General features: G+C 52.0%; 26 protein-coding genes. 9 read left to right on the top strand and 17 right to left on the bottom strand.

Features of this window, described 5'->3' with window-relative positions; translation table 11 throughout:
- Positions 1 to 145: 145 nt before the first annotated feature.
- A complete protein-coding gene (gmhB, locus tag D9738_RS17695) occupies positions 146 to 718 on the bottom strand; it encodes a D-glycero-beta-D-manno-heptose 1,7-bisphosphate 7-phosphatase (RefSeq protein WP_130260765.1) in 573 nt (190 codons plus the stop codon).
- A 187-nt stretch (positions 719 to 905) separates the two neighbouring features.
- On the opposite strand from gmhB, the gene metN reads away from it, so the two are divergent.
- The 7 genes from metN to D9738_RS17660 all read left to right on the top strand — a co-directional run bounded on the left by metN (position 906) and on the right by D9738_RS17660 (position 7,370).
- Positions 906 to 1,937 carry a methionine ABC transporter ATP-binding protein MetN gene (metN, locus tag D9738_RS17690; RefSeq protein ID WP_000593990.1) on the top strand — a complete coding sequence of 344 codons (1,032 nt, stop codon included), beginning with the start codon at positions 906 to 908 and terminating at the stop codon, positions 1,935 to 1,937.
- Positions 1,930 to 2,583, top strand: coding sequence for a methionine ABC transporter permease MetI (locus D9738_RS17685; RefSeq protein WP_001294600.1), 654 nt, complete (start codon positions 1,930 to 1,932; stop codon positions 2,581 to 2,583). The genes metN and D9738_RS17685 overlap by 8 nt, the downstream gene beginning before the upstream one ends.
- A gap of 39 nt (positions 2,584 to 2,622) precedes the next feature.
- Positions 2,623 to 3,438, top strand: a complete 816-nt coding sequence (metQ, locus tag D9738_RS17680; RefSeq protein ID WP_130205050.1) for a methionine ABC transporter substrate-binding lipoprotein MetQ — start codon at positions 2,623 to 2,625, stop codon at positions 3,436 to 3,438.
- A gap of 117 nt (positions 3,439 to 3,555) precedes the next feature.
- Entirely contained in the window at positions 3,556 to 3,960 is a 405-nt protein-coding gene (gene rcsF / locus D9738_RS17675) for an Rcs stress response system protein RcsF (RefSeq protein ID WP_001202329.1), read from the top strand.
- On the top strand, positions 3,957 to 4,664 hold the full coding sequence (gene tsaA, locus D9738_RS17670) for a tRNA (N6-threonylcarbamoyladenosine(37)-N6)-methyltransferase TrmO (protein WP_130205048.1): 708 nt from the start codon (positions 3,957 to 3,959) through the stop codon (positions 4,662 to 4,664). Before rcsF ends, tsaA begins: the two co-directional genes overlap by 4 nt.
- A 110-nt stretch (positions 4,665 to 4,774) precedes the next feature.
- Positions 4,775 to 6,493, top strand: a complete 1,719-nt coding sequence (gene proS / locus D9738_RS17665) for a proline--tRNA ligase (RefSeq protein WP_001260707.1) — start codon at positions 4,775 to 4,777, stop codon at positions 6,491 to 6,493.
- A gap of 52 nt (positions 6,494 to 6,545) precedes the next feature.
- Complete coding sequence (locus D9738_RS17660; RefSeq protein WP_130260764.1) at positions 6,546 to 7,370, top strand: YaeF family permuted papain-like enzyme; 825 nt, start codon at positions 6,546 to 6,548, stop codon at positions 7,368 to 7,370.
- Between the two features lie 29 nt (positions 7,371 to 7,399).
- Here D9738_RS17660 and nlpE read toward each other — a convergent pair whose 3' ends face one another.
- Genes nlpE through D9738_RS17645 form a run of 3 tightly spaced genes read right to left on the bottom strand, consistent with a single transcriptional unit; the run spans position 7,400 to position 9,088 of the window.
- The gene (gene nlpE / locus D9738_RS17655) at positions 7,400 to 8,110 is read right to left on the bottom strand and encodes an envelope stress response activation lipoprotein NlpE (protein ID WP_130260763.1); all 711 of its coding nucleotides are present in this window, start codon (positions 8,108 to 8,110) and stop codon (positions 7,400 to 7,402) included.
- A 13-nt stretch (positions 8,111 to 8,123) separates the two neighbouring features.
- Positions 8,124 to 8,546, bottom strand: a complete 423-nt coding sequence (gene arfB / locus D9738_RS17650) for an alternative ribosome rescue aminoacyl-tRNA hydrolase ArfB (protein ID WP_130205042.1) — start codon at positions 8,544 to 8,546, stop codon at positions 8,124 to 8,126.
- Positions 8,543 to 9,088 (bottom strand): YaeQ family protein, encoded by a 546-nt coding sequence (locus D9738_RS17645; RefSeq protein ID WP_001185282.1) that lies wholly within the window; start codon positions 9,086 to 9,088, stop codon positions 8,543 to 8,545. Before D9738_RS17645 ends, arfB begins: the two co-directional genes overlap by 4 nt.
- Before the next feature lie 165 nt (positions 9,089 to 9,253).
- On the opposite strand from D9738_RS17645, the gene D9738_RS17640 reads away from it, so the two are divergent.
- Both D9738_RS17640 and rof read left to right on the top strand, forming a co-directional pair.
- A complete protein-coding gene (locus D9738_RS17640) occupies positions 9,254 to 9,454 on the top strand; it encodes a YaeP family protein (RefSeq protein ID WP_000417058.1) in 201 nt (66 codons plus the stop codon).
- The gene (rof, locus tag D9738_RS17635; protein ID WP_000062312.1) at positions 9,441 to 9,701 is read left to right on the top strand and encodes a Rho-binding antiterminator; all 261 of its coding nucleotides are present in this window, start codon (positions 9,441 to 9,443) and stop codon (positions 9,699 to 9,701) included. The genes D9738_RS17640 and rof overlap by 14 nt, the downstream gene beginning before the upstream one ends.
- A gap of 48 nt (positions 9,702 to 9,749) precedes the next feature.
- Here the strand turns inward: rof and tilS are convergent, their stop codons facing one another.
- The 13 genes from tilS to rseP all read right to left on the bottom strand — a co-directional run bounded on the left by tilS (position 9,750) and on the right by rseP (position 25,178).
- Positions 9,750 to 11,048, bottom strand: a complete 1,299-nt coding sequence (gene tilS / locus D9738_RS17630; protein WP_130260762.1) for a tRNA lysidine(34) synthetase TilS — start codon at positions 11,046 to 11,048, stop codon at positions 9,750 to 9,752.
- 64 nt (positions 11,049 to 11,112) lie between these two features.
- Positions 11,113 to 11,502: a VOC family protein gene (locus D9738_RS17625; protein ID WP_130205038.1), complete on the bottom strand. Its 390-nt coding sequence runs from the start codon at positions 11,500 to 11,502 to the stop codon at positions 11,113 to 11,115.
- Positions 11,503 to 11,666: 164 nt separating this feature from the next.
- On the bottom strand, positions 11,667 to 11,921 hold the full coding sequence (locus tag D9738_RS17620) for a DUF4282 domain-containing protein (RefSeq protein WP_130205036.1): 255 nt from the start codon (positions 11,919 to 11,921) through the stop codon (positions 11,667 to 11,669).
- A gap of 222 nt (positions 11,922 to 12,143) precedes the next feature.
- Positions 12,144 to 13,103, bottom strand: coding sequence for an acetyl-CoA carboxylase carboxyl transferase subunit alpha (gene accA, locus D9738_RS17615; RefSeq protein ID WP_000055746.1), 960 nt, complete (start codon positions 13,101 to 13,103; stop codon positions 12,144 to 12,146).
- A 12-nt stretch (positions 13,104 to 13,115) separates the two neighbouring features.
- Positions 13,116 to 16,598, bottom strand: a complete 3,483-nt coding sequence (dnaE, locus tag D9738_RS17610; protein WP_130205034.1) for a DNA polymerase III subunit alpha — start codon at positions 16,596 to 16,598, stop codon at positions 13,116 to 13,118.
- A 36-nt stretch (positions 16,599 to 16,634) separates the two neighbouring features.
- Positions 16,635 to 17,231 carry a ribonuclease HII gene (gene rnhB, locus D9738_RS17605; protein ID WP_130205032.1) on the bottom strand — a complete coding sequence of 199 codons (597 nt, stop codon included), beginning with the start codon at positions 17,229 to 17,231 and terminating at the stop codon, positions 16,635 to 16,637.
- A complete protein-coding gene (gene lpxB, locus D9738_RS17600) occupies positions 17,228 to 18,376 on the bottom strand; it encodes a lipid-A-disaccharide synthase (RefSeq protein WP_130260761.1) in 1,149 nt (382 codons plus the stop codon). The genes rnhB and lpxB overlap by 4 nt, the downstream gene beginning before the upstream one ends.
- Complete coding sequence (lpxA, locus tag D9738_RS17595; RefSeq protein WP_000565966.1) at positions 18,376 to 19,164, bottom strand: acyl-ACP--UDP-N-acetylglucosamine O-acyltransferase; 789 nt, start codon at positions 19,162 to 19,164, stop codon at positions 18,376 to 18,378. The genes lpxB and lpxA overlap by 1 nt, the downstream gene beginning before the upstream one ends.
- 3 nt (positions 19,165 to 19,167) lie before the next feature.
- Entirely contained in the window at positions 19,168 to 19,623 is a 456-nt protein-coding gene (gene fabZ, locus D9738_RS17590; RefSeq protein ID WP_000210739.1) for a 3-hydroxyacyl-ACP dehydratase FabZ, read from the bottom strand.
- 104 nt (positions 19,624 to 19,727) lie between these two features.
- Positions 19,728 to 20,753, bottom strand: coding sequence for a UDP-3-O-(3-hydroxymyristoyl)glucosamine N-acyltransferase (gene lpxD / locus D9738_RS17585; protein ID WP_064524990.1), 1,026 nt, complete (start codon positions 20,751 to 20,753; stop codon positions 19,728 to 19,730).
- A gap of 3 nt (positions 20,754 to 20,756) precedes the next feature.
- A complete protein-coding gene (gene skp / locus D9738_RS17580) occupies positions 20,757 to 21,242 on the bottom strand; it encodes a molecular chaperone Skp (RefSeq protein WP_000758958.1) in 486 nt (161 codons plus the stop codon).
- Between the two features lie 121 nt (positions 21,243 to 21,363).
- Positions 21,364 to 23,796, bottom strand: coding sequence for an outer membrane protein assembly factor BamA (gene bamA / locus D9738_RS17575; RefSeq protein ID WP_130205028.1), 2,433 nt, complete (start codon positions 23,794 to 23,796; stop codon positions 21,364 to 21,366).
- Positions 23,797 to 23,825: 29 nt separating this feature from the next.
- Complete coding sequence (gene rseP, locus D9738_RS17570) at positions 23,826 to 25,178, bottom strand: sigma E protease regulator RseP (protein WP_130260760.1); 1,353 nt, start codon at positions 25,176 to 25,178, stop codon at positions 23,826 to 23,828.
- Positions 25,179 to 25,188: the final 10 nt, after the last annotated feature.

The following is a 25,188-nucleotide window of genomic DNA, read 5'->3' as shown; positions in this document are numbered from 1 at the left end:
TTCAGGATTTTTCTCTTCAATCGAACCGGCCGTTTGTGTGAAGTGATTCACATCCGCCGTGTCGATGGAGGCGCATTATAGGGAGTCGGCTCAGGAAGACAAGCGGAAAAATGCATTTTTATTTCAACCGCTCATCTTTTAGTCATTACGCCGATTTTTGCTGCTTTTTTATCGCTTGCGGCAGGTCTGCCAGGCTATTTAACACCCAATCCGCCGCCGTTTCTGCTTCAGGGGTAATAGGTTTACCCGTACGCACCAGCACTTTTGTTCCCACGTTCGCCGCAGCCGCTGCCTGCATATCTTCTAATTTATCGCCCACCATATAAGAAGCGGCCATATCAATATGCAAATAATCGCGTGCCGACAAAAGCATCCCCGGATGTGGTTTGCGGCAGTCGCAGACCTGGCGAAACTCTTCAACACTACCCTGCGGATGATGCGGGCAATAATAGATGCCATCCAGATCAACATCGCGGTCGGCCAGCGACCAGTCCATCCACTCGGTCAGCGTTTCAAACTGTGCTTCAGTAAATTTACCGCGAGCAATGCCAGACTGGTTAGTTACTACCACCAGCGCGAAGCCCATTTTTTTTAGCTCGCGCATGGCGTCAATAACACCGTCGATAAACTCAAAGTTGTCGATCTCATGGACATAGCCGTGATCGACATTAATGGTGCCATCACGGTCAAGAAAAATTGCGGGTACGCTCTTCGCCACCTTTTATAGCTCCTTAATAAGGCATGTGACGCTAGTATCGCATGTTTCGACCAGCAAGAAAGTGCTCTTCGCATAAACCTGATTGATTTAGACGTCTGGATGCCTTAACATCCATTTCATTGACGGCGTTGCCCGTTCCAGGCATTCGAAATGCCACGACTAACTTAATGACGATAATAAATAATCAATGATAAAACTTTCGAATATCACCAAAGTGTTCCACCAGGGCACCCGCACCATCCAGGCGTTGAACAACGTCAGCCTGCATGTGCCAGCTGGACAAATTTATGGCGTTATCGGTGCCTCAGGCGCGGGTAAGAGTACGCTTATACGTTGTGTAAACCTGCTGGAGCGCCCAACCGAGGGTAGCGTGCTGGTCGATGGCCAGGAGCTGACCACGCTGTCAGAATCTGAGTTGACTAAAGCTCGCCGCCAGATTGGTATGATTTTCCAGCATTTTAACCTGCTCTCTTCGCGTACTGTTTTTGGCAACGTGGCTCTGCCGCTGGAGCTGGACAACACGCCGAAAGACGAAATCAAACGTCGCGTGACGGAATTGCTGTCATTGGTTGGTCTTGGTGATAAGCATGATAGCTATCCGTCGAACCTTTCCGGTGGGCAGAAACAGCGTGTGGCGATTGCCCGTGCATTAGCCAGCAATCCCAAAGTATTGCTGTGTGATGAAGCCACCAGCGCGCTGGACCCGGCAACGACACGTTCTATTCTCGAACTGCTGAAAGATATCAACCGCCGTCTGGGTTTGACGATTCTGTTGATCACCCACGAAATGGACGTTGTGAAGCGCATTTGTGATTGCGTGGCGGTCATCAGCAATGGCGAACTGATCGAGCAGGACAAGGTAAGTGAAGTGTTCTCGCATCCGAAAACGCCGCTGGCGCAAAAATTTATTCAGTCGACTCTGCATCTGGATATCCCGGAAGATTACCAGGAACGTCTGCAAGCGGAGCCGTTCACTGACTGCGTGCCGATGCTGCGTCTGGAGTTTACCGGTCAGTCGGTCGATGCCCCACTGCTCTCCGAAACCGCGCGTCGTTTCAACGTTAATAACAACATTATTAGCGCGCAGATGGATTACGCCGGTGGCGTTAAGTTCGGCATCATGCTGACTGAAATGCACGGCACACAACAAGATACGCAAGCCGCCATTGCCTGGCTGCAGGAACACCATGTAAAAGTAGAGGTACTGGGTTATGTCTGAGCCGATGATGTGGCTGCTGGTTCGTGGCGTATGGGAAACGCTGGCAATGACCTTCGTATCCGGTTTTTTTGGGTTTGTGATTGGTCTGCCGGTTGGCGTTCTGCTTTATGTCACGCGTCCGGGGCAAATTATTGCTAACGCGAAGCTGTATCGTACCGTTTCTGCGATTGTGAACATTTTCCGTTCCATCCCGTTCATTATCTTGCTGGTATGGATGATTCCGTTTACCCGCGTTATTGTCGGTACATCGATTGGTTTGCAGGCAGCGATTGTTCCGTTAACCGTTGGTGCAGCACCGTTTATTGCCCGCATGGTCGAGAACGCCCTGCTGGAGATCCCAACCGGGTTAATTGAAGCTTCCCGCGCAATGGGTGCCACGCCAATGCAGATCGTCCGTAAAGTGCTGTTACCGGAAGCGTTGCCAGGTCTGGTAAATGCGGCAACTATTACCCTGATTACCCTGGTCGGTTATTCCGCGATGGGTGGTGCAGTCGGTGCCGGTGGTTTAGGTCAGATTGGCTATCAATATGGTTACATCGGCTATAACGCGACTGTCATGAACACGGTACTGGTATTGCTGGTCATTCTGGTTTATTTAATTCAGTTCGCAGGCGACCGCATCGTCCGGGCTGTCACTCGCAAGTAACGTTCAACACAACATAAATAATTGAAGAAGGAATAAGGTATGGCGTTCAAATTCAAAACCTTTGCGGCAGTGGGAGCCCTGATTGGATCACTGGCACTGGTAGGCTGCGGCCAGGATGAAAAAGATCCGAACCACATTAAAGTTGGCGTGATTGTTGGTGCCGAACAGCAGGTTGCAGAAGTCGCGCAGAAAGTTGCGAAAGACAAATATGGCCTGGACGTTGAGCTGGTAACCTTCAACGACTATGTTCTGCCAAACGAAGCATTGAGCAAAGGCGATATCGACGCCAACGCCTTCCAGCACAAACCGTATCTTGATCAGCAACTGAAAGATCGTGGCTACAAACTGGTCGCAGTAGGCAACACTTTTGTTTATCCGATTGCTGGTTACTCCAAGAAAATCAAATCACTGGATGAACTGCAGGATGGTTCGCAGGTTGCCGTGCCAAACGACCCAACTAACCTTGGTCGTTCACTGCTGCTGCTGCAAAAAGTGGGCTTGATCAAACTGAAAGATGGCGTTGGCCTGCTGCCGACCGTTCTTGATGTTGTTGAGAACCCAAAAAATCTGAAAATTGTTGAACTGGAAGCACCGCAGTTGCCGCGTTCTCTGGATGATGCCCAAATTGAGCTGGCGGTTATCAATACCACTTATGCCAGCCAGATTGGTCTGACTCCGGCGAAAGACGGTATCTTTGTCGAAGATAAAGAGTCCCCGTACGTAAACCTGATCGTAACGCGTGAAGACAACAAAGACGCCGAGAACGTGAAGAAATTCGTTCAGGCTTATCAGTCTGACGAAGTTTACGAAGCAGCAAACAAAGTGTTTAACGGCGGCGCTGTTAAAGGCTGGTAATTTTTAGGCTGTTTCCACAATTTGTAATATCATTCAGGACGGGCGCTTGCCCGTCTTGTCATTTTTACAAGCTCCTGATTCAATATTGACGTTTTGATCATACATTGAGGAAATACTATGCGTGCTTTACCGATCTGTTTAGTAGCACTCATGCTAAGCGGCTGTTCCATGTTAAGCAGATCCCCTGTCGAACCCGTTCAAAGCACTGCACCCCAGCCGAAAGCGGAGCCAGCAAAACCGAAAGCGCCGCGCGCCACACCGGTCCGAATTTATACCAATGCAGAAGAATTAGTCGGCAAACCGTTCCGCGATCTCGGTGAAGTCAGTGGCGACTCTTGCCAGGCCTCTAATCAGGACTCTCCGCCAAGCATTCCAACCGCGCGTAAGCGGATGCAAATCAACGCCTCTAAAATGAAAGCCAATGCGGTATTACTGCATAGCTGCGAAGTCACCAGCGGTACGCCAGGCTGCTATCGTCAGGCTGTATGTATCGGTTCTGCGCTTAACATTACGGCGAAATGAGCAGTTTCCAGTTCGAGCAAATAGGCGTTATTCGCTCGCCCTATAAAGAAAAATTCGCCGTTCCGCGCCAGCCAGGTCTGGTAAAAAGCGCCAACGGCGAACTGCATCTCATTGCTCCCTACAACCAGGCCGACGCCGTGCGCGGCCTGGAAGCGTTCAGCCATTTATGGATCCTTTTCGTCTTTCATCAAACGATGGAAGGCGGCTGGCGCCCAACTGTGCGTCCGCCTCGTCTTGGTGGTAATGCCAGAATGGGCGTTTTCGCCACACGCTCTACTTTCCGTCCTAATCCGATTGGTATGTCGCTGGTAGAGCTGAAAGAGGTTGTTTGCCATAAAGACAGCGTGATTCTGAAGCTTGGCAGTCTGGATCTGGTCGATGGGACGCCAGTGGTGGATATCAAACCGTATCTCCCCTTTGCCGAATCGCTTCCCGATGCCAGCGCCAGCTATGCGCAAAATGCGCCAGCGGCAGAAATGGCGGTGAGCTTTACCGCAGAGGTCGAAAAGCAGCTTTTGACACTGGAGAAGCGTTATCCGCAGTTAACGCTGTTTATCCGCGAAGTACTGGCGCAGGACCCGCGCCCGGCCTATCGTAAAGGTGAGGAAACGGGCAAAACCTATGCCGTCTGGCTGCATGATTTTAACGTTCGCTGGCGCGTCACCGACGCAGGTTTTGAAGTCTTTGCGCTGGAACCGCGTTAAATTCACGCCCTTCTCTTTTGACATTTCTTTTGCACTGGTAAACTAAATCACTTTTTTTGTCCCAGGCTCGCCTTGAGCCTGTTCTACCTTCCAACTGGAACCGTAACAACATGCGTACTAGCCAATACCTGCTCTCCACTCTCAAGGAGACACCTGCCGACGCCGAGGTGATCAGCCATCAGCTGATGCTGCGCGCCGGGATGATCCGCAAGCTGGCCTCCGGGTTATATACCTGGCTGCCGACCGGCGTGCGCGTTCTGAAAAAAGTCGAAAACATCGTGCGTGAAGAGATGAACAACGCCGGTGCGATCGAGGTGTCGATGCCGGTGGTTCAGCCAGCCGATTTGTGGCAAGAGAGTGGTCGTTGGGAACAGTACGGTCCGGAACTGCTGCGTTTTGTTGACCGTGGCGAGCGTCCGTTCGTACTCGGCCCAACTCATGAAGAAGTTATCACTGACCTGATTCGTAACGAGCTTAGCTCTTACAAACAGCTGCCGCTGAACTTCTATCAGATCCAGACCAAGTTCCGCGACGAAGTGCGTCCACGTTTCGGCGTCATGCGTTCCCGCGAATTCCTGATGAAAGATGCTTACTCTTTCCATACTTCTCAGGAATCCCTACAGGAAACCTACGATGCAATGTATGCGGCCTACAGCAAAATCTTCAGCCGCATGGGGCTGGATTTCCGCGCCGTACAGGCCGACACCGGTTCTATCGGCGGTAGCGCCTCTCACGAATTCCAGGTGCTGGCGCAGAGCGGTGAAGACGATGTGGTCTTCTCCGACACCTCTGACTATGCAGCGAACATTGAACTGGCAGAAGCTATCGCGCCGAAAGAACCGCGCGCTGCTGCTACCCAGGAGATGACGCTGGTTGATACGCCGAACGCGAAAACCATCGCGGAACTGGTTGAACAGTTCAATCTGCCGATTGAGAAAACGGTTAAGACTCTGCTGGTTAAAGCGGTTGAAGGCAGTAGCTTCCCGCTGGTTGCGCTGCTGGTGCGCGGTGATCACGAGCTGAACGAAGTTAAAGCAGAAAAACTGCCGCAGGTTGCCAGCCCGCTGACTTTCGCGACCGAAGAAGAAATTCGTGCCGTGGTTAAAGCCGGTCCGGGTTCACTGGGTCCGGTAAACATGCCGATTCCGGTGGTGATTGACCGTACCGTTGCGGCGATGAGTGATTTCGCTGCTGGTGCTAACATCGATGGTAAACACTACTTCGGTATCAACTGGGATCGCGATGTCGCTACCCCGGAAATTGCGGATATCCGCAACGTGGTGGCGGGCGATCCAAGCCCGGATGGTCAGGGTACGCTGCTGATCAAACGTGGTATCGAAGTCGGTCACATCTTCCAGCTGGGTACCAAGTACTCCGAAGCACTGAAAGCCTCCGTACAGGGTGAAGATGGCCGTAACCAAATCCTGACAATGGGTTGCTACGGTATCGGGGTAACGCGTGTGGTAGCTGCGGCGATTGAGCAGAACTACGACGAACGCGGCATCGTATGGCCTGACGCTATCGCGCCGTTCCAGGTGGCGATTCTGCCGATGAACATGCACAAATCCTTCCGCGTACAAGAGCTTGCTGAGAAACTGTACAGCGAACTGCGTGCACAAGGTATCGAAGTGCTGCTGGATGACCGCAAAGAGCGTCCGGGCGTGATGTTTGCTGATATGGAACTGATCGGTATTCCGCACACTATTGTGCTGGGCGACCGTAACCTCGACAACGACGATATCGAATATAAATATCGTCGCAACGGCGAGAAACAGTTAATTAAGACTGGTGACATCGTCGATTATCTGGTGAAACAGATTAAAGGCTGATGCCAGAAAGGGTCCTGAATTTCAGGGCCCTTTTTTACATGGATTGTATAAAATGGATAAACTAAAGGCGTACTGCCGCCAGCTTCTCCCCTGCTTTCTTTTACTTTCGGCCTGTACCGTTGATATCAGCCAGCCAGACTCCTCTGCCACAGCGGTAGATGCCGAGGCAAAAACATGGGCAGTTAAATTCCAGCATCAAAGCTCTTTCACCGAACAATCAATAAAAGAAATAACGGAACCAGATCTCAAACCCGGCGATTTGCTTTTCTCCTCAAGTCTGGGGGTAACCTCATTTGGGATCCGCGTTTTCAGCACTTCCTCTGTGAGTCACGTTGCAATCTATCTGGGTGATAATAACGTTGCAGAAGCGACAGGCGCTGGCGTCCAGATTGTTTCCCTGAAAAAAGCCATGAAGCACAGTGATAAGCTTTTCGTTTTACGAGTCCCGGACCTTACCCCGCAACAAGCCACAGAAATCACCGCGTTCGCCAACAAAATCAAAGATAGCGGGTATAACTATCGCGGCATTGTCGAGTTCATTCCATTTATGGTGACCCGCCAGATGTGCTCACTAAATCCTTTTTCCGAGGATTTTCGCCAACAGTGCGTCAGCGGCCTGGCGAAAGCGCAGTTAAGCAGTGTGGGCGAAGGAGACAAAAAGTCGTGGTTTTGTTCGGAATTTGTCACTGATGCATTTGCCAAAGCCGGGCATCCGCTTACGCTGGCGCAGTCAGGTTGGATTAGCCCTGCCGATCTGATGCATATGCGTACTGGTGATGTCTCTGCGTTTAAGCCAGAAACGCAGTTACAGTATGTTGGGCACCTGAAGCCTGGGATTTATATTAAAGCGAGTCGCTTCGTTGGGCTGACTCGGTGATAAAAGCCGGAGAATGCTCCGGCGTTCAATTACTGCCCCAAACTGCCGCAATCCTTGTTCGGGTAAAATTTACCCGCCGTATCGGGCGCTAATAATTTGGTCGGCGCACCGGTATCCGGATTAACCTCCAGCGTAAAGTGACCTTCAACTGACAATAACACCGGTTTTTCACTGTTACCACGAGCCGCCAGATAGCCACGCTCCAGCTCTGCGTTATTCGCCACCATAAAACGTTTTCCGGTCGCGCAATCAGTAAAAGTTGCTGCGTCTGCCATATAGAAATACATGCCACGCAGGGTCATCGGCGTCATTGGCATGCTCGATTTTGCCGGTTCCAGCGTGTAGTTGAACTGCGATTCAATCGGATTGCCTTCGCGATCGAGCATCTCCAGCGCATCCCCTTTCGCCCGATAATATGACTTTTCGCCTTTACTGTCGGTTAATACCAGCTTGTCGGCAGTTCGCGCCCATGTACCGTAAGAGGCAAAGGATGAAGGCTCTTCACGAGCGCCAAGATAGCGTTCGTTCATCACCCAGGTTCCATCTTTTTCGAGGAACAGAGAGGTTTCGATCCCTTCGCAATCGGCACACGGCAGCACGCCGCGCCAACTTTGCGGCATCGGTTTCAGTTCGGCAGCCTGCGCCGGAGAAAGCGTATCGACTTCGGCCCGATTGTTACATCCCATCAGAGTAAAGAGGCTGATTACAGCCATCGCTGTCACTATCGCTTTTCTCACCATCCATTCCTTCTTTTTACTCCCGACCGCTGCGCACTTTGCCGCGCATCGCCTTCACGCTTGATTTTTGTGCCTTCGATGCCAGCCTGCGCTCTTTTGATGCGCGGGTGGGCCGCGTGGGTCGTCGGGCTTTTTGTTCTGTTGTTAATTCTTTAATCACTGCCACCAACCGGGCCAGCGCCGCTTCGCGGTTGAGCTCCTGACTACGGTATTCCTGCGCCTTAATGACAATCACGCCATCGCTGCTGATTAAATGATGGCTGGCGGCAAGCAGGCGCTCTTTGTAATACTCTGGCAGGCTGGACGCCCGAATGTCAAAACGCAGATGAATGGCCGTTGAGGTCTTATTGACATGCTGCCCACCCGCGCCCTGTGCACGAATAGCAGTGATCTCAAGCTCGTCATCGGGGATAGCAACATGTCGGGAAATCACAATCATGAAGGTTGTTGCCAGGCGGTTAAGTTCACTTCCAGATTATTCTTATCATCCGATAACCAGATCACGCCATCCTGAATCGTTGCCTGCAGCGTCATGGTACGATCGGCAAAGGCACTCACTTTCGCCAGCTGCTCGTCGTCCAGATACCAGACGGAAAGATTGGCAAACTGCGCACATTTGCTCTGATTTTGCTGCCACCAGATTTGCGCCGCCCGACTATTATAGGCAAACAGCGCCACTTCTGCGGCCTGAGTGCAGGCTTTCTTAATCCGTCGCTCATCCGGCAGCCCCAGTTCAATCCACAAATCAATGCCCAGGTGATCGTTACGCAGCCACGCTTCCGGCTCATCATCGGCACACAAACCTCGGGTAAATTGCAGACGTTCATCAGCATATTTCAGCCACGCCAGCAGGCGCAGCATCATGCGCTCCTGAGTTTCTGAAGGATGGCGCGCCAGCGTCAGAGAGGCATCGAGAAACTGGTTGCGGTCGAGATCGGCCACATTAACCGTCGCTTTATAAATTGTCGCTTTAAGCGCCATAAGAAAACTCCTTTCGAATCAGGAGGCCATTGTAACGGAATACGTGCAGTTGCGGCGCTGATATTGCAGAAATGAGTGTGGTATAGTCACCTTGCGAAACAGAGTTTATCTTCGTAGGCTTAGACTTGCATCCACGGTTAAGTCAGAGTGCTGACAGGAGGGCATGTGGAAAAATATTGTGAGTTAATACGCAAGCGGTACGCGGAAATCGCCAGCGGAGACTTAGGATACGTTCCGGACGCGCTGGGCTGCGTTTTGAAAGTGCTGAATGAAATGGCTGCCGACGACGCCCTTTCTGAGGCTGTCAGGGAAAAAGCAGCATACGCTGCGGCAAACTTACTGGTGAGCGATTATGTCAATGAATGATACGTATCAACCAATCAATTGTGATGATTACGATAATCTTGAGCTCGCCTGCCAGCATCATTTAATGCTGACACTTGAGCTGAAAGATGGCGAAAAATTGCAGGCGAAGGCCAGCGATTTAGTCTCCCGCAAAAATGTGGAGTATCTGGTCGTCGAGGCCGCTGGCGAAACCCGCGAGCTACGTCTGGATAAAATTACCAGCTTTAGCCACCCGGAAATCGGTACGGTGGTAGTGAGCGAGTCCTGATTGACTTTCGCCGGATGCGACGTTTGAAGCGTCTTATCCGGCTTTCACTTAACTAAGTGTTTTCTGCCAGATAAAACTTACGCCCTTCTCACCTTCAGCCACACCTTCTTGCGTCACAAATACCCCTGCCGCCGCAATCAGCGTTTCGCCATAAAACAGCAGTGGCGTGGTGTCACGTAGCCACGGCGGCACGCCCAGCTCCTGCCAGATTTTCTTCAGCTTACGTCCGCCGTTGCGCCCGACAATATGCAGCAATCCTGGCGCTTTGAAACGCACGCTGACCGCTTCGTCTGCACGCGGAGGGCGAATATCGCCTCCCGCAGTAAGCTGTACACTTCCCAGCCCCGCCGGTAATTCCAGCGGTTGTAGCCACGTCTGCCACGGCACAATGGTTTCGCTTTGCCCGGCGACGGATTTAATCCACCACAATTGCGACTGATAGCGGCGGATTTCAAACGCGCCAAAACGTAAACAGGGGGAAGCATCTTCCCGCGCCAGCGCCACTTCCTGCCAGATCCGCACCAGCGCGTCGCGGGAAGGCATTGGGGCATTCAGCCCTGCCAGCCAGCGGCGGATAATCGCGGCGCGACGGGCATCACTCATCGCCAGCATTGGCGCAATCTGCAGCGTCCTTTGCGGCGTTTGGCAGTGCGCTAAATCATCCGCCAGCAGTTCATCCAGCAGGCTCTCTTGTTCGGCGCAAAGTGCGGCACTTCGGGCCGTCGCTTCGGCAAAATGTGGCCAACGCTGCTGCAATAACGGCACCACGCGCAGGCGCAGGAAGTTACGATCGTAGGAATCGTCCTGATTACTTTCGTCTTCAATCCAGCGTAAACCATGCGCCAATGCCCACTGCGCCAGTTCTCCCCGCGTACGGGCGAGCAACGGACGGATAAGCCGCGTTCCGGCAAACTCCGAGACTTCCCCCATAGCCGAAAGCCCGGCGGGGCCGCTTCCGCGTTTTAGCGCCAGCAGAAAGGTTTCACATTGATCGTCAAGATGTTGCGCTGTGACCAGCACTTCGCCAGGTAACAAGGTGCGGGCAAATGCCTGATAACGCGCCTGCCGCGCCTGGGCCTCAATGCCTAACCCCTCTTGCGCAAGCTGCACACGCTCAACCACCAGCGGCACCTGCCACTGCTGGCAGATATTTTCACAATGTTTCACCCAGGCATCAGCATTGGCACTTAACCCATGATGCACATGGATAGCGCGCAAAGCGACGCCCGGATTTTCCGCCCGCCACTGCACCAGTTGATGCAGCAGAACGGTAGAGTCAAGCCCGCCGCTAAAGGCCGCCAGAATCTGGCGTGAGGTGAGAAGTTGTGTATTCAGTGTGAGTGTCATGATAGCGCGATTTTACAGTAGCGATGCCCGGCACGTTACCGGGCAAATGCAGTAATGACAAGCCTTACTGCTCATACAGTTCCAGCGGCAGTCCGTCAGGGTCGTTAAAGAACGTGAAGCGTTTTTGCGTGTATGGATCGACACGTATCGCTTCACATTTCACGTTATTGCTTTCCAGGTGCGCCACTGCCGTATCGATATCATCAACGCTAAAAGCCAGATGGCGCAGGCCGCAGGCTTCCGGTCGGCTGGGTCGTTGCGGCGGAAACGGAAATGAGAAAAGCTCAATCACGTACTGCCCGTTAAGTGCCAAATCCCCTTTCCACGAATCTCGCGCTTCACGATAGACTTCGCTTTGCAACGTGAAGCCGAGAATGTCGCAGTAAAAAGCTTTGCTCACCGCATAATCCGTCGCAATAATCGCAATATGGTGAACCTGTTTTAACCCCAACATAGAATCTCCTGCATTGATATGATACGCACGTGCATCGCTATATATTGATAATACGCACAAATTACAGGAAAGATGAATCAGACATTTACACTGACTTTAAAACAACATCTCAAACGCCTGTAATAGCGGTTGAGATGCGGTTTGGTGAAGCGCTTTGCGGGAGATTACTCTGCGCTATTCTTGCTAACACTCTCGGCAATGCGGCGCAAATATTCGTTATTCTTAAACGCTATCATAATTAATTCGAAAGTCATACGACAGCTTATAAGACCAATGACGGTATAAGCTAACCCTAAGATAATGTTTCCGCTAAATATGGAGAAGACACCGCCTATCAGTGTCAGCACCATAGCCAGCCAGTAAAAAAACACCAGAACACGCGGCATAAGAAGATGATCAAATCCTAAAATTGCTTTCATATTTTATCCTTAAAAATTCTATGAGATTGATAAATTTATATTATTTTTGACCACTGTGTATATTGGTATATGCCTCCGAAATCGGAGTTATCAACATGAGTTCAAGAATTTTATGGCAGGGGAAAACGAAAGTAAGATTATCTAAATGTATTTATAATATGACTAAATAAACTACATAGAAAAAAAGGCCACCGAAGTGACCCTTTTCAGAATATTTGCTGATTACGCGTAGCCGTAGCTCATCAGGCGCTGATAGCGACGATTTTTTAAATCTTCAGTGCTTAACACGTCGAGATCGGCCAGATCCGCCAGCAGTTGCGCTTTCAAAGACGCCGCCATCGCTTCCGGGTTACGGTGAGCGCCGCCCAGCGGTTCCGGGATGATGGAGTCGATCAGTTTCAGTTCTTTCAGGCGCGGAGCGATGATACCCATCGCTTCAGCCGCCAGCGGCGCTTTGTCGGCGCTCTTCCACAGAATGGACGCACAACCTTCCGGCGAGATAACGGAATAGGTGCTGTATTGCAGCATATTCACTTTATCGCCCACGCCAATCGCCAGCGCGCCGCCAGAACCACCTTCACCGATAACGGTACAAATAGTCGGTACACTAAGGCGAGACATTTCACGCAGGTTGCGCGCGATGGCTTCAGACTGACCGCGTTCTTCTGCGCCCACGCCCGGATAAGCTCCAGGAGTGTCGATAAAGGTGATGATTGGCATCTTAAAGCGTTCAGCCATTTGCATCAGACGCAGAGCTTTGCGGTAACCTTCTGGTGCTGGCATACCAAAGTTACGGCGAATTTTTTCTTTGGTTTCACGACCTTTCTGATGACCAATGATCATCACCGGACGACCGTCAAGACGTGCGATACCACCGACGATAGCTTTGTCATCTGCATACGCACGATCACCAGCCAGTTCGTCAAATTCATCAAATGCCAGGCGAACGTAATCCAGGGTATAAGGGCGCTGTGGATGGCGTGCCAGTTGGGCAATCTGCCATGCGCCGAGATCGGCGAAGATTTTACGTGTCAGTTCTACGCTTTTTTCACGCAGACGATGCACTTCTTCATCGATGTTAATATCCAGTTTCTCATCCTGACGGCTAACCGCAGTCAGAGAATCGATTTTCGCTTCCAGCTCTGCAATCGGCTGTTCAAAATCAAGGAAATTCAGACTCATAGTATTCCTGTATTAGTCAAACTCCAGTTCCACCTGCTCCGAACCAATGAGGCCACGGAGATCGTTTAACAAACGATCGCTCGGAGAGACACGCCACGTCGCGCCAAAACGCAACCGCGCGCGTGCATCCGCCCTCTGATAGTAGAGATGTACTGGAATTGTCCCAGAGCGGTGGGGTTCCAGAGACTGACGGAGTCGGTTTAAAAGCTGGTCATCAATTTGCCTGTCCGTCAGCGAGATAGCAAGCCCGCGAGCATATTTTTCCCGGGCTTCGTCAATATCCATCACTTCGCGAGCGGTCATTTTAAGCCCACCGCTGAAGTCATCAAAGCTGACCTGTCCGCTGACGATAAGTATGCGGTCTTTTTCCAGCAATTGCTGGTATTTATCCAGGGCGTCTGTAAACAACATCACTTCCAGGCGCCCGGAACGGTCATCCAGCGTGCAGATACCGATACGATTGCCGCGCTTGGTGACCATAACCCGCGCGGCAACAACGAGCCCCGCAGCCGTGGTGACTTTACCACGTTCTGTCGGGTGCATGTCTTTCAGCCTTACGCCTCCGACATAACGCTCAATCTCTTTTAAATACTGATTGATGGGGTGGCCCGTCAGGTACAGCCCCAACGTTTCACGTTCCCCATCTAACACCACCTGCTCCGGCCAAGGCTGGCAGCTGGCGTAGGATTGTTCAATTTGTTCCGGCTCTTCGGCCAGCACGCCGAACATATCGGCCTGACCGATGGCTTCCGCTTTCGCGTGTTGATCTGCCGCTTTTAACGCATCGCCCAGCGAGTTCATCAGCGCCGCGCGGTGTGGACCCAGACGGTCAAACGCCCCGGACATGATCAGTTTTTCCAGCACTCGCCGGTTTAACTTTTTGGTGTCGGTACGGGCGCAGAGATCGAACAGTTCGCGGAAATAGCCGCCTTTATTTCGGGCTTCGATGATGGCCTCAATCGGACCTTCACCCACCCCTTTGATAGCGCCAATACCATACACGATTTCGCCGTCGTCGTTGACGTGGAAATGGTAAAGACCGGAGTTTATATCTGGTGGCAGGATTTTCAGCCCCATCCGCCAGCACTCATCCACCAGGCCCACCACCTTCTCGGTATTATCCATATCGGCGGTCATTACCGCCGCCATAAACTCTGCCGGATAGTGCGCTTTCAGCCATAACGTTTGATATGACACCAAAGCATAGGCCGCAGAGTGCGATTTGTTAAATCCATAACCGGCGAATTTCTCCACCAGATCGAAGATTTTCATCGCCAGTTCGGCGTTGATCCCGTTCTTTTCTGCACCTTCAGCAAATACAGAACGCTGCTTAGCCATCTCTTCCGGCTTTTTCTTACCCATCGCACGACGCAGCATATCCGCGCCACCGAGGGTATAACCAGAAAGCACCTGGGCAATCTGCATGACCTGTTCCTGATACAGGATGATGCCGTAGGTTGGCTCCAGTACCGGTTTCAGGCTTTCATGCTGCCACTGCACGTCCGGGTAGGAAATCTCTTCGCGACCATGTTTACGGTCGATAAAGTTATCCACCATCCCTGATTGCAACGGACCGGGGCGGAACAGTGCCACCAGTGCGATCATATCTTCGAAGCAGTCAGGTTGCAGACGCTTGATCAGGTCCTTCATGCCGCGCGATTCAAGCTGGAATACCGCCGTGGTTTCCGAGCGTTGCAGCATGTCGAAGCTTTTCTTATCATCCAGCGGGATCGCGGCGATATCCAGCGGCGGCTCGCCATTCTTCGCTCGCCGCTTGTTGATCATCTCCAGCGCCCAGTTGATGATGGTGAGCGTACGCAAACCGAGGAAGTCGAACTTCACCAGCCCGGCGTATTCAACGTCGCTTTTATCAAACTGGGTGACCGGATGTTTGCCCTCTTCATCGCAATAAAGTGGCGCAAAATCAGTAATTTTTGTCGGCGCGATAACCACCCCACCGGCGTGCTTACCGGCGTTACGGGTGACCCCTTCCAGTTTGCGCGCCATGTCGATCAGCGCCTTAACTTCTTCATCCGCTTCGTAGATTTCCGGCAGCTGTGGCTCGGCTTCAAACGCTTTCGCCAGCGTCATCCCTGGATCGGGCGGGATCAGTTTCGAGATACGGTCGACAAAGCCGTACGGATGCCCCAGCACGCGGCCTACGTCGCGGATCACCGCTTTCGCCGCCATCGTACCGAAGGTGATGATCTGCGATACCGCATCACGACCGTACATGTCTGCCACGTGTTCGATCACCTGATCGCGTTTCTCCATACAGAAGTCAACGTCAAAGTCAGGCATGGAGACACGTTCCGGGTTAAGGAAACGTTCGAACAGCAGGTCAAATTCCAGCGGATCGAGGTCGGTGATTTTCAGCGCGTAGGCCACCAGTGACCCTGCACCGGAGCCACGGCCCGGCCCTACCGGTACGCCGTTATCTTTCGACCACTGGATAAATTCCATAACGATGAGGAAGTAGCCCGGGAAGCCCATCTGGTTGATAACCTGAAGTTCAGTCTCCAGACGCTCGTCATATTCCGGGCGGCGCTTAACACGTTCTTCTTCATCAGGGAATAAAAATGCCAGACGCTCTTCCAGCCCCTCTTTTGCACGCTTGACCAGATAATCTTCAGTACTCATGTCCCCGGTCGGGAACTGCGGCAGGAAGTATTCACCAAGACGCACAGTCACGTTACAGCGTTTGGCGATCTCAACGGTGTTGGCAAGGGCTTCGGGGATGTCTGCAAACAGCTCGCACATCTCCTCTTCACTACGCATATATTGCTGCGGCGAATAGTTACGCGGGCGTTTAGGATCGTCGAGGGTAAAGCCGTCGTGGATCGCGACGCGGATTTCGTGTGCATCAAAGTCGCTGCTGTCGATAAAGCGCACGTCGTTGGTCGCCACGACGGGCAAACCGCGCGCTTCCGCCAGTTCCACCGCCGCGTGCAAATAGCTTTCTTCGTCCGGTCTGCCGGTGCGAATCAGTTCGAGAAAATAGCGATCCGGGAAGTGTTCTTCATAAAACGCGACACACTCGTCCACCAGTGCGCTGTTACCACGCAAAAGACTGCGTCCGACGTCGCCCATGCGCCCGCCGGAAAGAAGGATCAACCCTTCGTTTAATTCGATAAGCCAGTCGCGATCGATGATCGGTCCGGCGGCACCGTAACCGCGCTGATACGCTTTTGAGATCAGCAACGTCAGATTCTGATAGCCGGTATTGTTCGCCGCCAGCACCGTCAGGTGGGTTAACTCATCACCCAATAAGTCGCACTGGACATTAAAATCCGCCCCGACGATGGGCTTAATCCCTGCGCCATGTCCCGCTCCGTAGAACTTCACCAGACCGCAAAGGTTGGTGAAATCGGTGATCGCCAGCGCAGGCATACCCAACGCCGCCGCCTTTTTTACCAGCGGCGCGGTTTTGGCCAGGCCATCGATCATCGAGTAGTCGCTGTGCACCCGCAGGTGTACGAAACGTGGTTCAGACATCTTCAGATTCCGGTTTACTTAATCTCGACACAAGAATCAGGACGCAAGTCCCAGTGCGCGTTTGACAGGCCCAAAGCTGCGACGATGATGTTCAGTCGCGCCATATTCAGCCAGTTTTTCCAGATGAAAAGCGGTTGGATACCCTTTGTGTTGGGCAAAGCCATATTGTGGATAAACGATGTCCAGCGCCGCCATTTCAGCGTCGCGCGTCACTTTCGCCAGGATAGACGCAGCACTGATTTCCGGTACGCGGCTATCGCCTTTAACTACAGCCATCGACGGCATCGGTAATTTCGGGCAGCGGTTACCATCAACCAACACATATTCCGGCGCAATATGCAGCCCAGCGACGGCACGCTGCATCGCCAGCATGGTCGCGTGTAAAATATTCAGTTCGTCGATTTCATGAGGTTCCGCACGGCCCAGGCTCCAGCTTAACGCTTTCTCTTTGATCTCTTCACAGAGCGCAAGACGACGTTTTTCACTTAGCTTTTTGGAATCATTCAACCCGACAATCGGGCGCGCCGGATCGAGGATCACGGCAGCGGTAACGACCGCGCCAACCAACGGCCCGCGCCCAACTTCATCCACACCCGCAACCAGATTCGTGTGCGGATAGACAAATTCGATCATTGTGCTAACTCCAGAACGGCTTGTGCCGCCTGTTCATCGGCATTGCAGCGGATCTGCTGATGCAGCTCGCGGAAGGTGTCGTGCATCGCGTGGCTGGTTTTCCCGTTCGCCAACAGCGGTAACAGCGACTCAGCCAGTTTTTGCGGCTCACACTCTTCCTGCAATAATTCTTTAACTAACTCTCTGCCCGCCAGCAGGTTTGGCAGCGAGACATAATCGGTTTTCACCAGCCGCTTCGCCAACCAGAAGGTGAAAGGCTTCATGCGATACCCCACCACCATCGGGCATTTCGCCAGCATGCACTCCAGTGCAGCCGTACCCGATGCCAATAGCGCCGCATCGCTGGCGACCATCGCCTCACGGCCCATTCCATCCAGCATATGAACCGACAGGTCTGGCGCGACTTCATCTTTGATGCGTTCAAACTGCTCACGGCGTTTGGCATTTACCAGCGGCACCACGATCTCCAGATCAGGGTACGTCTGGCGCAAAAGCTGGGCAGTTTTCAGGAAATCGGCGCTAAGCATCTCAACTTCCGCGCCACGACTTCCCGGCAACAGCGCCAGACAGTGGGCATCGTGAGGGATCCCCAGCACATCACGCGCGGCGTTTTTATCTGGATCTAACGGCATGGCATCAGCCATGGTGTGACCGATAAAACGGCACGGCACGTTATATTTGTCATAAAACGCTTTTTCGAAAGGCAGAAATGCGAGCACCAGATCGGTGGCTCTGCCTATTTTGAAAACGCGTTTCTGTCGCCACGCCCAGACGGACGGACTGACATAATGAATGGTTTTGATACCCTGCTTTTTAAGGTTACCTTCAAGGGTAATATTGAAGTCAGGCGCATCAATACCGACAAAAACATCTGGCTTCAGTTCGCCAAAACGCTTTGTCAGATCGGCACGAATATGCAGTAAGCGACGCAGACGCCCGAGCACTTCAACAATGCCCATCACCGCCAGCTCTTCCATTTCGTACCAGGCTTCGCAACCTTCGGCTTGCATTCGTGGCCCGGCAACACCAACAAAGCGGGCATTGGGCACACGTTCTTTCAGAGCACGGATTAAACCGGCCCCCAGGATATCGCCGGAGGTTTCTCCGGCGACCAGGGCAATCGTTAATGGACGCTGTTCAGTCATTAACGAATCAGACCGCGCGTTGAGCGTGCAAAGAAATCGGTAAACGCTTTCACTTCCGGATATGTTTCCGCCAGTTCAGCAATTTCCGGTTTCACTTCATCGAGCGTTTTACCGCTGCGATAAATCAGCTTATACGCATTGCGGATAGCGGTAATCGCCTCACGGCTGAATCCGCGGCGCTTCAGCCCTTCGATATTGACACCGAACGGTGTTGCATGGTTACCCTGCGCAATGACATAAGGAGGGACGTCCTGCGCCACACCAGAGCAACCGCCTACCATCACGTGCGCACCAATGATGCAGAACTGATGGACTGCGGTCATGCCGCCGATGATCGCGAAGTCGTCTACCGATACGTGACCCGCCAGCGTTGCGTTGTTGGCGAGAATGCAGCGGTTACCTACCGTACAATCGTGCGCAATGTGCGCGTTGATCATCAGTAAGTTGTCGCTGCCCACCTTCGTCAATCCACCGCCCTGGACCGTGCCACGATGAATGGTGACGCTTTCGCGAATGCGGTTACGATCGCCGATTTCCACGCGGGTCGGTTCGCCAGCATATTTCAGATCCTGGTTAACTTCACCGATGGAGGCGAACTGATAAATCTCATTGTCGCGGCCAATTTTAGTATGACCATTCACGACAACGTGAGATTTCAGTACGGTACCCTCACCAATTTCGACATGGGGTCCAACGATACAAAAAGGACCAATGTGGGCGTTAGCGCCAATCGACGCGCCCTCTTCCACAATGGCGGTTGGATGCACAAAGGCGGATTTATCAATCACGTATCAGGCCTCCCGGCTACGAGCACACATCATCGTTGCTTCGCAAACTACTTTACCGTCGACCAGAGCAACCCCTTTAAAACGGGTCAGGCCGCGGCGCGTTTTTTCGAAAGTGACTTCCATGATCATTTGATCGCCTGGCACGACCGGGCGCTTGAAGCGCGCTTCGTCAATACCGGCGAAGTAGTACAGCTCACCCGGTTCCAGTTTTCCTACGCTTTTAAACGCCAGAATACCTGTTGCCTGTGCCATAGCTTCCAGAATCAGCACACCCGGGAAAATCGGTTTTCCAGGGAAATGGCCCTGGAAGAATGGCTCATTGACAGAGACATTTTTTACTGCGCGCAGAAAACGACCTTCTTCAAAATCCAGCACGCGATCCACCAGTAAGAACGGGAAACGGTGCGGCAGAAGTTCTAAAATCTCTTCAATCTGCAGAGTATGAGTGTTAGTAGTCAAGATACTCTTCCTGTCAAAATATAAGAAACGACAATAATAACACGGCCTGCCGCAATCGTAAGAATGAGACAGGCCGTAAAGTTTGGCGAACAAAAGATGGAACGTTAGTCTTGTTGATTAACCTTGCGCTCAAGCGACTTCAGACGCTTGCTCATGTCATCAATGTTCATCACCAGTGCAGCGGTTTTGCGCCAGACTTTGTTGGGTTGCAGCGGAATGCCTGAGGAATAGACGCCTGGTTCAGTGATGGGACGCATCACCATACCCATGCCCGTAACCGTCACTTTATCGCATATTTCCATATGCCCGTTGATTACGCTGGCACCGCCGATCATGCAGTAACGACCAATTTTCAGGCTGCCCGCCATAATGACGCCACCGGCAACCGCCGTATTGTCGCCAATCACGACGTTATGTGCAATCTGGCACTGGTTATCAATGATCACGCCATTGCCAATAACGGTGTCGTCCAGCGCACCGCGATCGATGGTGGTACATGCGCCGATCTCCACGCGATCGCCAATAATTACGCGACCAATCTGCGGGATCTTCACCCAGTTACCACGATCGTTGGCATAGCCAAAGCCGTCTGCGCCTACCACAGTTCCGGATTGGATCAGGCAATTCTGACCAATCTGGATCTCATGGTAAATCGTCACGTTCGCCCAAAGACGCGAACCTGCACCGATTTTGCTGTTTTTACCAACGAAGCAACCGGCGCCGATAACCACGTTATCGCCCAGTTCAACGCCGGACTCAATCACCGCGTTAGCGCCAATTGATACGTTGTTACCCAGCTTCGCCGTCGCGTCGATCACTGCACTCGGTGCAATGTTTTGCGCGGGCTGTGGCGTGGTATCTAAAATTTGCGCCATGCGCGCGTAAGTCAGGTAGGGATTCTTCACTACCAGCGCGGCACTTTTCGCGAAAGGGAGATCGTCCTGAGTCATGACAACCGCGGACGCCTGGCACAAGCCTAAATGTTCACGGTATTTAGGGTTAACCATGAACGTGATGTGACCTGTTTGTGCAGATTGCATGGACGCAACGCCGGTGATGACGATATCGCCATCACCGTGTAGTTCTGCATCCAACTGCTGCGCTAAATCAGCCAGTCGAATTGAAGGCATTACTTATTTAACCTGTTTCAGTACGTCAGCAGTGATGTCTTTTACATCGCTGCTGTTGTAAGCAACGGCGTTTGCGTCAACAACCAGATCGATGCTCTGGCTGCTGGCAACGGATTTCACAGCAGTCTGGATACGAGTAACCAGTTTACCGCGTTCTTCGTTGGAACGACGTGCACGATCCTGCTCAAAAGCCTGCGCTTTCTGAGCAAAAGTCTGGCGCTGAGCCATCACGTCTTTTTCCAGCTTAGTGCGATCGCTGCCGGCTTTCATGGACTGCAGCTTTTTCATTTTAGCTTGCAGATCAGTTTCCATACGCTGCAGTTCGCTGGCACGGCCTTTGAACTCATTTTCCAGCGTGTTAGAAACACCGGTTTTCTGTGCTACCTGCTGAAACAGGCTGCCCATATTGACGATTGCAATTTTGTCAGCCGCCTGAGCAGAAGTTGCCAGTGCTAAACCGAGACCTGCCGCTAATAACCACTTTTTCACAATAAACTCCTTACCATCCCATTTGCACCGGAAGGTGCAGTTCTTTGCGTGGCCCGGCGATCTTATCGAGATCGCCTAAAGTCATCGCTACACTACCACTACATTCCTTTGTGGAGAACACTTACCAGGTTTTACCAATGTTAAACTGGAACTGTTCAGCCTTGTCTCCATCGTACTTTTTGAACGGCTGGGCGTAGGAGAACACCAACGGCCCCAATGGGGACATCCATTGTAATGCGATACCCGCAGACATACGGATATTGCTTGGATCACTATAGTCCGGATATCCAGAGTACTGACTTGAATCCCAGTTAGTATCCCAAACGGTACCCATATCCCAGAAGAAGGAGGTACGGACCGAGTTGGCATACTTATCGCTTATGAACGGCGTCGGAGTGATGAGTTCCAGGCTGGCAACCGCCATAGCGTTCCCCCCGATTGCATCATCCGATTTACACAGGTCGGTTGCACCGTCCTGAGTTGCACATTCATAATCGTAGTCCGGATTATAATCACTGGCCTGATGCGGGAAGTAAACCGCTTTCGGACCGATGGTATTGGACTGGAAGCCACGCACGGTGCTGGAACCACCTGCATAGAAGTTTTCATAGAACGGCATTTCTTTGCCGCCTAAACCATCACCGTAGCCCCAACGAGTACGACCCAGAACAACCCATTTGTGATCGTCGTCGATCGGCACATAGGTCGCCGTGTCTAACGTCACTTTATAGTATTCGTTATCCGATCCCGGAATGGTCACTTTACCGGTCAGGTTGACACGGGAACCATCCGTCGGGAAGTAACCACGGTCGAGCTTGTTATAGGTCCAACCATAGTTAAACGTGAAATCGTCCGTTTTGAAGCTGTTATCCTGATCAGAGGTGTTTGGATGCTCACCCATAGAGTAGAGATAACGCCACATCGCAACCTGCGGCTGCATGTTGGACAGGGAGTTATGGACATAACCCAAACCCGCACGTAGCGAGTTATATTCGTTGATCGGGAAGCCCAACGTCACGTCTGTACCATAACTCTTGTTGGTATAGTCGGACAGGTCAGCGTCATCTGCCTGGAAGTCATTATAGAAGACACGACCGCCAAGGCTTACACCATCTACAGTGAAGTACGGGTTGGTTACCGACAATTCAGCATAGGTCTGGTAATCGTTTTTGGTCCCGTTGATACCAACAGCATAACCGGTACCTAACCAGTTATCCTGCTGCACGCCAGCCTGGAAGCTCACACCACTTTCAGTACCGTAACCGATACCAAAGTTGAAGCTACCGGTGTTGCGCTCTTTTACCTTGTAGACCACGTCAACCTGGTCCGGGCTACCCGGAACACGTTGGGTATCGGTATCAACCGTTTCAAAGAAGCCCAGACGATTCAGACGTTCTTTACCCTGATCGACCAGATCGCTGCCTAACCAGGCACCTTCCATCTGGCGCATTTCGCGGCGCAGGACGGCATCTTTCGAGGTGTCGTTACCTTCAAAACGGATCTTACGTACGTAGAAACGGTTACCCGCATCAACGTTCACACGTAATTTAACGGTTTTGTCGGCGTCGTTGATTTCAGGCATCGACTGCACGCGCGGATAGGCATAACCGTAGCGACCGAGAAGTTTTTTAATGTCATCTTCCATTTTGGTCACTTTGGTGCCGTTATACAGCTCACCCGGCTCGATCTTAGTCAACTGTTCGATTTCCGCAGAGTGCCCGGCAAGGTTACCGCTCACTTCAACGCCAGAGAGTTTGTACTGATCGCCTTCGGTGATGTTTACCGTGACGTAGATACCTTTTTTATCTGGAGTCAGACTGACCTGGGTAGAGTCGATGTTGAAACGGGCATAACCGCGATCCAGATAGTAACTGCGCAGGGTTTCAAGGTCGCCCGCCAGTTTCTGTTTCTGATATTTACGATCGCCTACCACGTTCCACCACGGCACTTCGTCACGCAGCTGGAAATGAGAGATCAGTTCGTCGGTGGTGAAAGCATGGTTACCAACAATGTTGATTTGCTGGATTTCAGCTGACACACCTTCCTGGAACACCAGTTTTAGGTCAACACGGTTACGCGGCAGTGGGGTCACGACAGCTTTTACGCTGGCGCTGTATTTACCGACGCTGTAGTAGAAGTCTTCCAGACCTTTCTCGATATCGGCAATGGTGGTGCGATCGAGGGATTCCCCCACTCGCACGCCAGAAGCCTCGAGGTTTTGCTTCAGCATGTCATCTTTCACCGATTTGTTACCGGAGAAAGTGATGCTGGCAATGGTCGGACGTTCTTTTACCTGAACCAGAAGGGTATCACCATCACGAAGGACGCGAACATCCTCAAAGTTGCCGGTAGCAAACAGAGCGCGAATGGTATTACTGATATCTTCATCATTAACCGTGTCGCCTGTGCGCACCGGCATACTGAGGAGGGCCGCACCAACGGCGACACGCTGAAGGCCTTCGAAATGAATGTCTTTCACTACGAACCCTTCAGCACCGTATACGGTGGCGCTGCTAAACAGCAGCGACGCTATGAGCAACTTTTTCATCGCCATCGTTATTATGCGTTCTTCCTAACTAACTCTCATAACCGAGAGAAATCATTGAAAAGTGCAAGCCCCATTAACAGCACCAGCAAAATCGAGCCAATGCGATAACAAAAGTCTTGAACCCGCTCGGATACCGGTCCGCCCTTGATCTTTTCGATCGCAAGGAACAGCAGATGCCCCCCGTCAAGTACGGGCAACGGAAACAGGTTAATTATCCCTAAGTTCACGCTAATAAGCGCAAGGAACGGCAGGTAATAAACAACCCCGAGTTCCGCTGTCATCCCAGCCCCCTTGGCGATAGAGATCGGCCCACTGAGGTTGTTCAGTTTCACATCACCGGTGATCAATTTTCCCAGCATACTGACCGTCAGCTTCATCAATTGCCACGTTTTGTCCGTGGCCTCAACGATGGCGTTGAACGGTCCATACTGGCGTACAACTTTATACTCGTCTGGCAAAGGAATGACTTTCGGCTCAATGCCGGCAAAACCAATCGCTTTACCCTTACCCGGTTTGCTCTCCGGGATTAATGTCACAGACAAGGGACTCCCCTGTCTTTCGATATCTAACGCTAACGGTTTATCCGGGTTATCCCGGACAAGCATCACAAACGTCAGCCATTGCGTTAATGGCTGACCATCGACTTTAACGATCCTGTCGCCTGCTTGCAAACCCGCCTTACTTGCCGCTGAGTTTGGTGACACATTTTCCAGTACAGGTTCAATTTGCGGACCACGAGGGCGAATACCCAAAGAAGATACCGGATCTTCCTTATCAGGCTCAAACGCCCAGTTTCGCAAATCAAGCTTTACATCTCGTCGTTGATCGCTGCCAAAAGGTGCCACCGTAAGGGTGGTGCTTTCGTCGCCGATTTTGTCAACCAGTTGTAAGCGCACGGCATCCCAATCAGGCGTTTCGATACCATCTACAGCTTTTAGTTCCGTGCCAGGTACAATTTGTGCTTGTGCGGCAATCGAGTTGGCTGATATTTCACCAACAACCGGGCGAACGCCGGGAACACCAATGATAAAAACCAGCCAGTAAGCAAAGATAGCAAAAATGAAGTTTGCAACCGGACCTGCGGCGATTATCGCTGCACGCTGGCCAACAGTTTTATTGTTGAAGGCATGGTGGCGAAGTTCCGGAACAACCGGTTCTGCGCGTTCATCCAGCATTTTGACATAACCGCCCAGGGGGATCAGGGCGATGACATATTCGGTGCCGAGTTTGTCAGTGCGGCGCCAGAGCGCCTTACCAAAACCTATCGAGAAACGCTCAACGCGAACACCACAGCGCCGGGCAACCCAGAAATGACCAAATTCATGCACGGTGATAAGCACACCCAGTGCAACGATGAACGAAGCCAAATCCCAGAGAAAACTCAGCATAATACCTTCC

It is taken from the genome of Escherichia sp. E10V5, assembly GCF_004212315.1.
Lineage (GTDB): Bacteria > Pseudomonadota > Gammaproteobacteria > Enterobacterales > Enterobacteriaceae > Escherichia.
The sequence above is the reverse complement of the archived record's forward strand: the minus strand, read 5'-3'. Positions and strand labels throughout refer to the sequence as shown.

Excerpts from the sequence above, each read along its gene's own strand:
- metN (WP_000593990.1), top strand. The coding sequence starts at position 906 with ATGATAAAACTTTCGAATATCACCAAAGTGTTCCACCAGGGCACCCGC.
- D9738_RS17685 (WP_001294600.1), top strand. The coding sequence starts at position 1,930 with ATGTCTGAGCCGATGATGTGGCTGCTGGTTCGTGGCGTATGGGAAACG.
- metQ (WP_130205050.1), top strand. The coding sequence starts at position 2,623 with ATGGCGTTCAAATTCAAAACCTTTGCGGCAGTGGGAGCCCTGATTGGA.
- rcsF (WP_001202329.1), top strand. The coding sequence starts at position 3,556 with ATGCGTGCTTTACCGATCTGTTTAGTAGCACTCATGCTAAGCGGCTGT.
- tsaA (WP_130205048.1), top strand. The coding sequence starts at position 3,957 with ATGAGCAGTTTCCAGTTCGAGCAAATAGGCGTTATTCGCTCGCCCTAT.
- proS (WP_001260707.1), top strand. The coding sequence starts at position 4,775 with ATGCGTACTAGCCAATACCTGCTCTCCACTCTCAAGGAGACACCTGCC.
- D9738_RS17660 (WP_130260764.1), top strand. The coding sequence starts at position 6,546 with ATGGATAAACTAAAGGCGTACTGCCGCCAGCTTCTCCCCTGCTTTCTT.
- nlpE (WP_130260763.1), bottom strand. The coding sequence starts at position 8,110 with ATGGTGAGAAAAGCGATAGTGACAGCGATGGCTGTAATCAGCCTCTTT.
- arfB (WP_130205042.1), bottom strand. The coding sequence starts at position 8,546 with ATGATTGTGATTTCCCGACATGTTGCTATCCCCGATGACGAGCTTGAG.
- D9738_RS17645 (WP_001185282.1), bottom strand. The coding sequence starts at position 9,088 with ATGGCGCTTAAAGCGACAATTTATAAAGCGACGGTTAATGTGGCCGAT.
- rof (WP_000062312.1), top strand. The coding sequence starts at position 9,441 with ATGTCAATGAATGATACGTATCAACCAATCAATTGTGATGATTACGAT.
- tilS (WP_130260762.1), bottom strand. The coding sequence starts at position 11,048 with ATGACACTCACACTGAATACACAACTTCTCACCTCACGCCAGATTCTG.
- D9738_RS17625 (WP_130205038.1), bottom strand. The coding sequence starts at position 11,502 with ATGTTGGGGTTAAAACAGGTTCACCATATTGCGATTATTGCGACGGAT.
- D9738_RS17620 (WP_130205036.1), bottom strand. The coding sequence starts at position 11,921 with ATGAAAGCAATTTTAGGATTTGATCATCTTCTTATGCCGCGTGTTCTG.
- accA (WP_000055746.1), bottom strand. The coding sequence starts at position 13,103 with ATGAGTCTGAATTTCCTTGATTTTGAACAGCCGATTGCAGAGCTGGAA.
- dnaE (WP_130205034.1), bottom strand. The coding sequence starts at position 16,598 with ATGTCTGAACCACGTTTCGTACACCTGCGGGTGCACAGCGACTACTCG.
- rnhB (WP_130205032.1), bottom strand. The coding sequence starts at position 17,231 with ATGATCGAATTTGTCTATCCGCACACGAATCTGGTTGCGGGTGTGGAT.
- lpxB (WP_130260761.1), bottom strand. The coding sequence starts at position 18,376 with ATGACTGAACAGCGTCCATTAACGATTGCCCTGGTCGCCGGAGAAACC.
- lpxD (WP_064524990.1), bottom strand. The coding sequence starts at position 20,753 with ATGCCTTCAATTCGACTGGCTGATTTAGCGCAGCAGTTGGATGCAGAA.
- bamA (WP_130205028.1), bottom strand. The coding sequence starts at position 23,796 with ATGGCGATGAAAAAGTTGCTCATAGCGTCGCTGCTGTTTAGCAGCGCC.
- rseP (WP_130260760.1), bottom strand. The coding sequence starts at position 25,178 with ATGCTGAGTTTTCTCTGGGATTTGGCTTCGTTCATCGTTGCACTGGGT.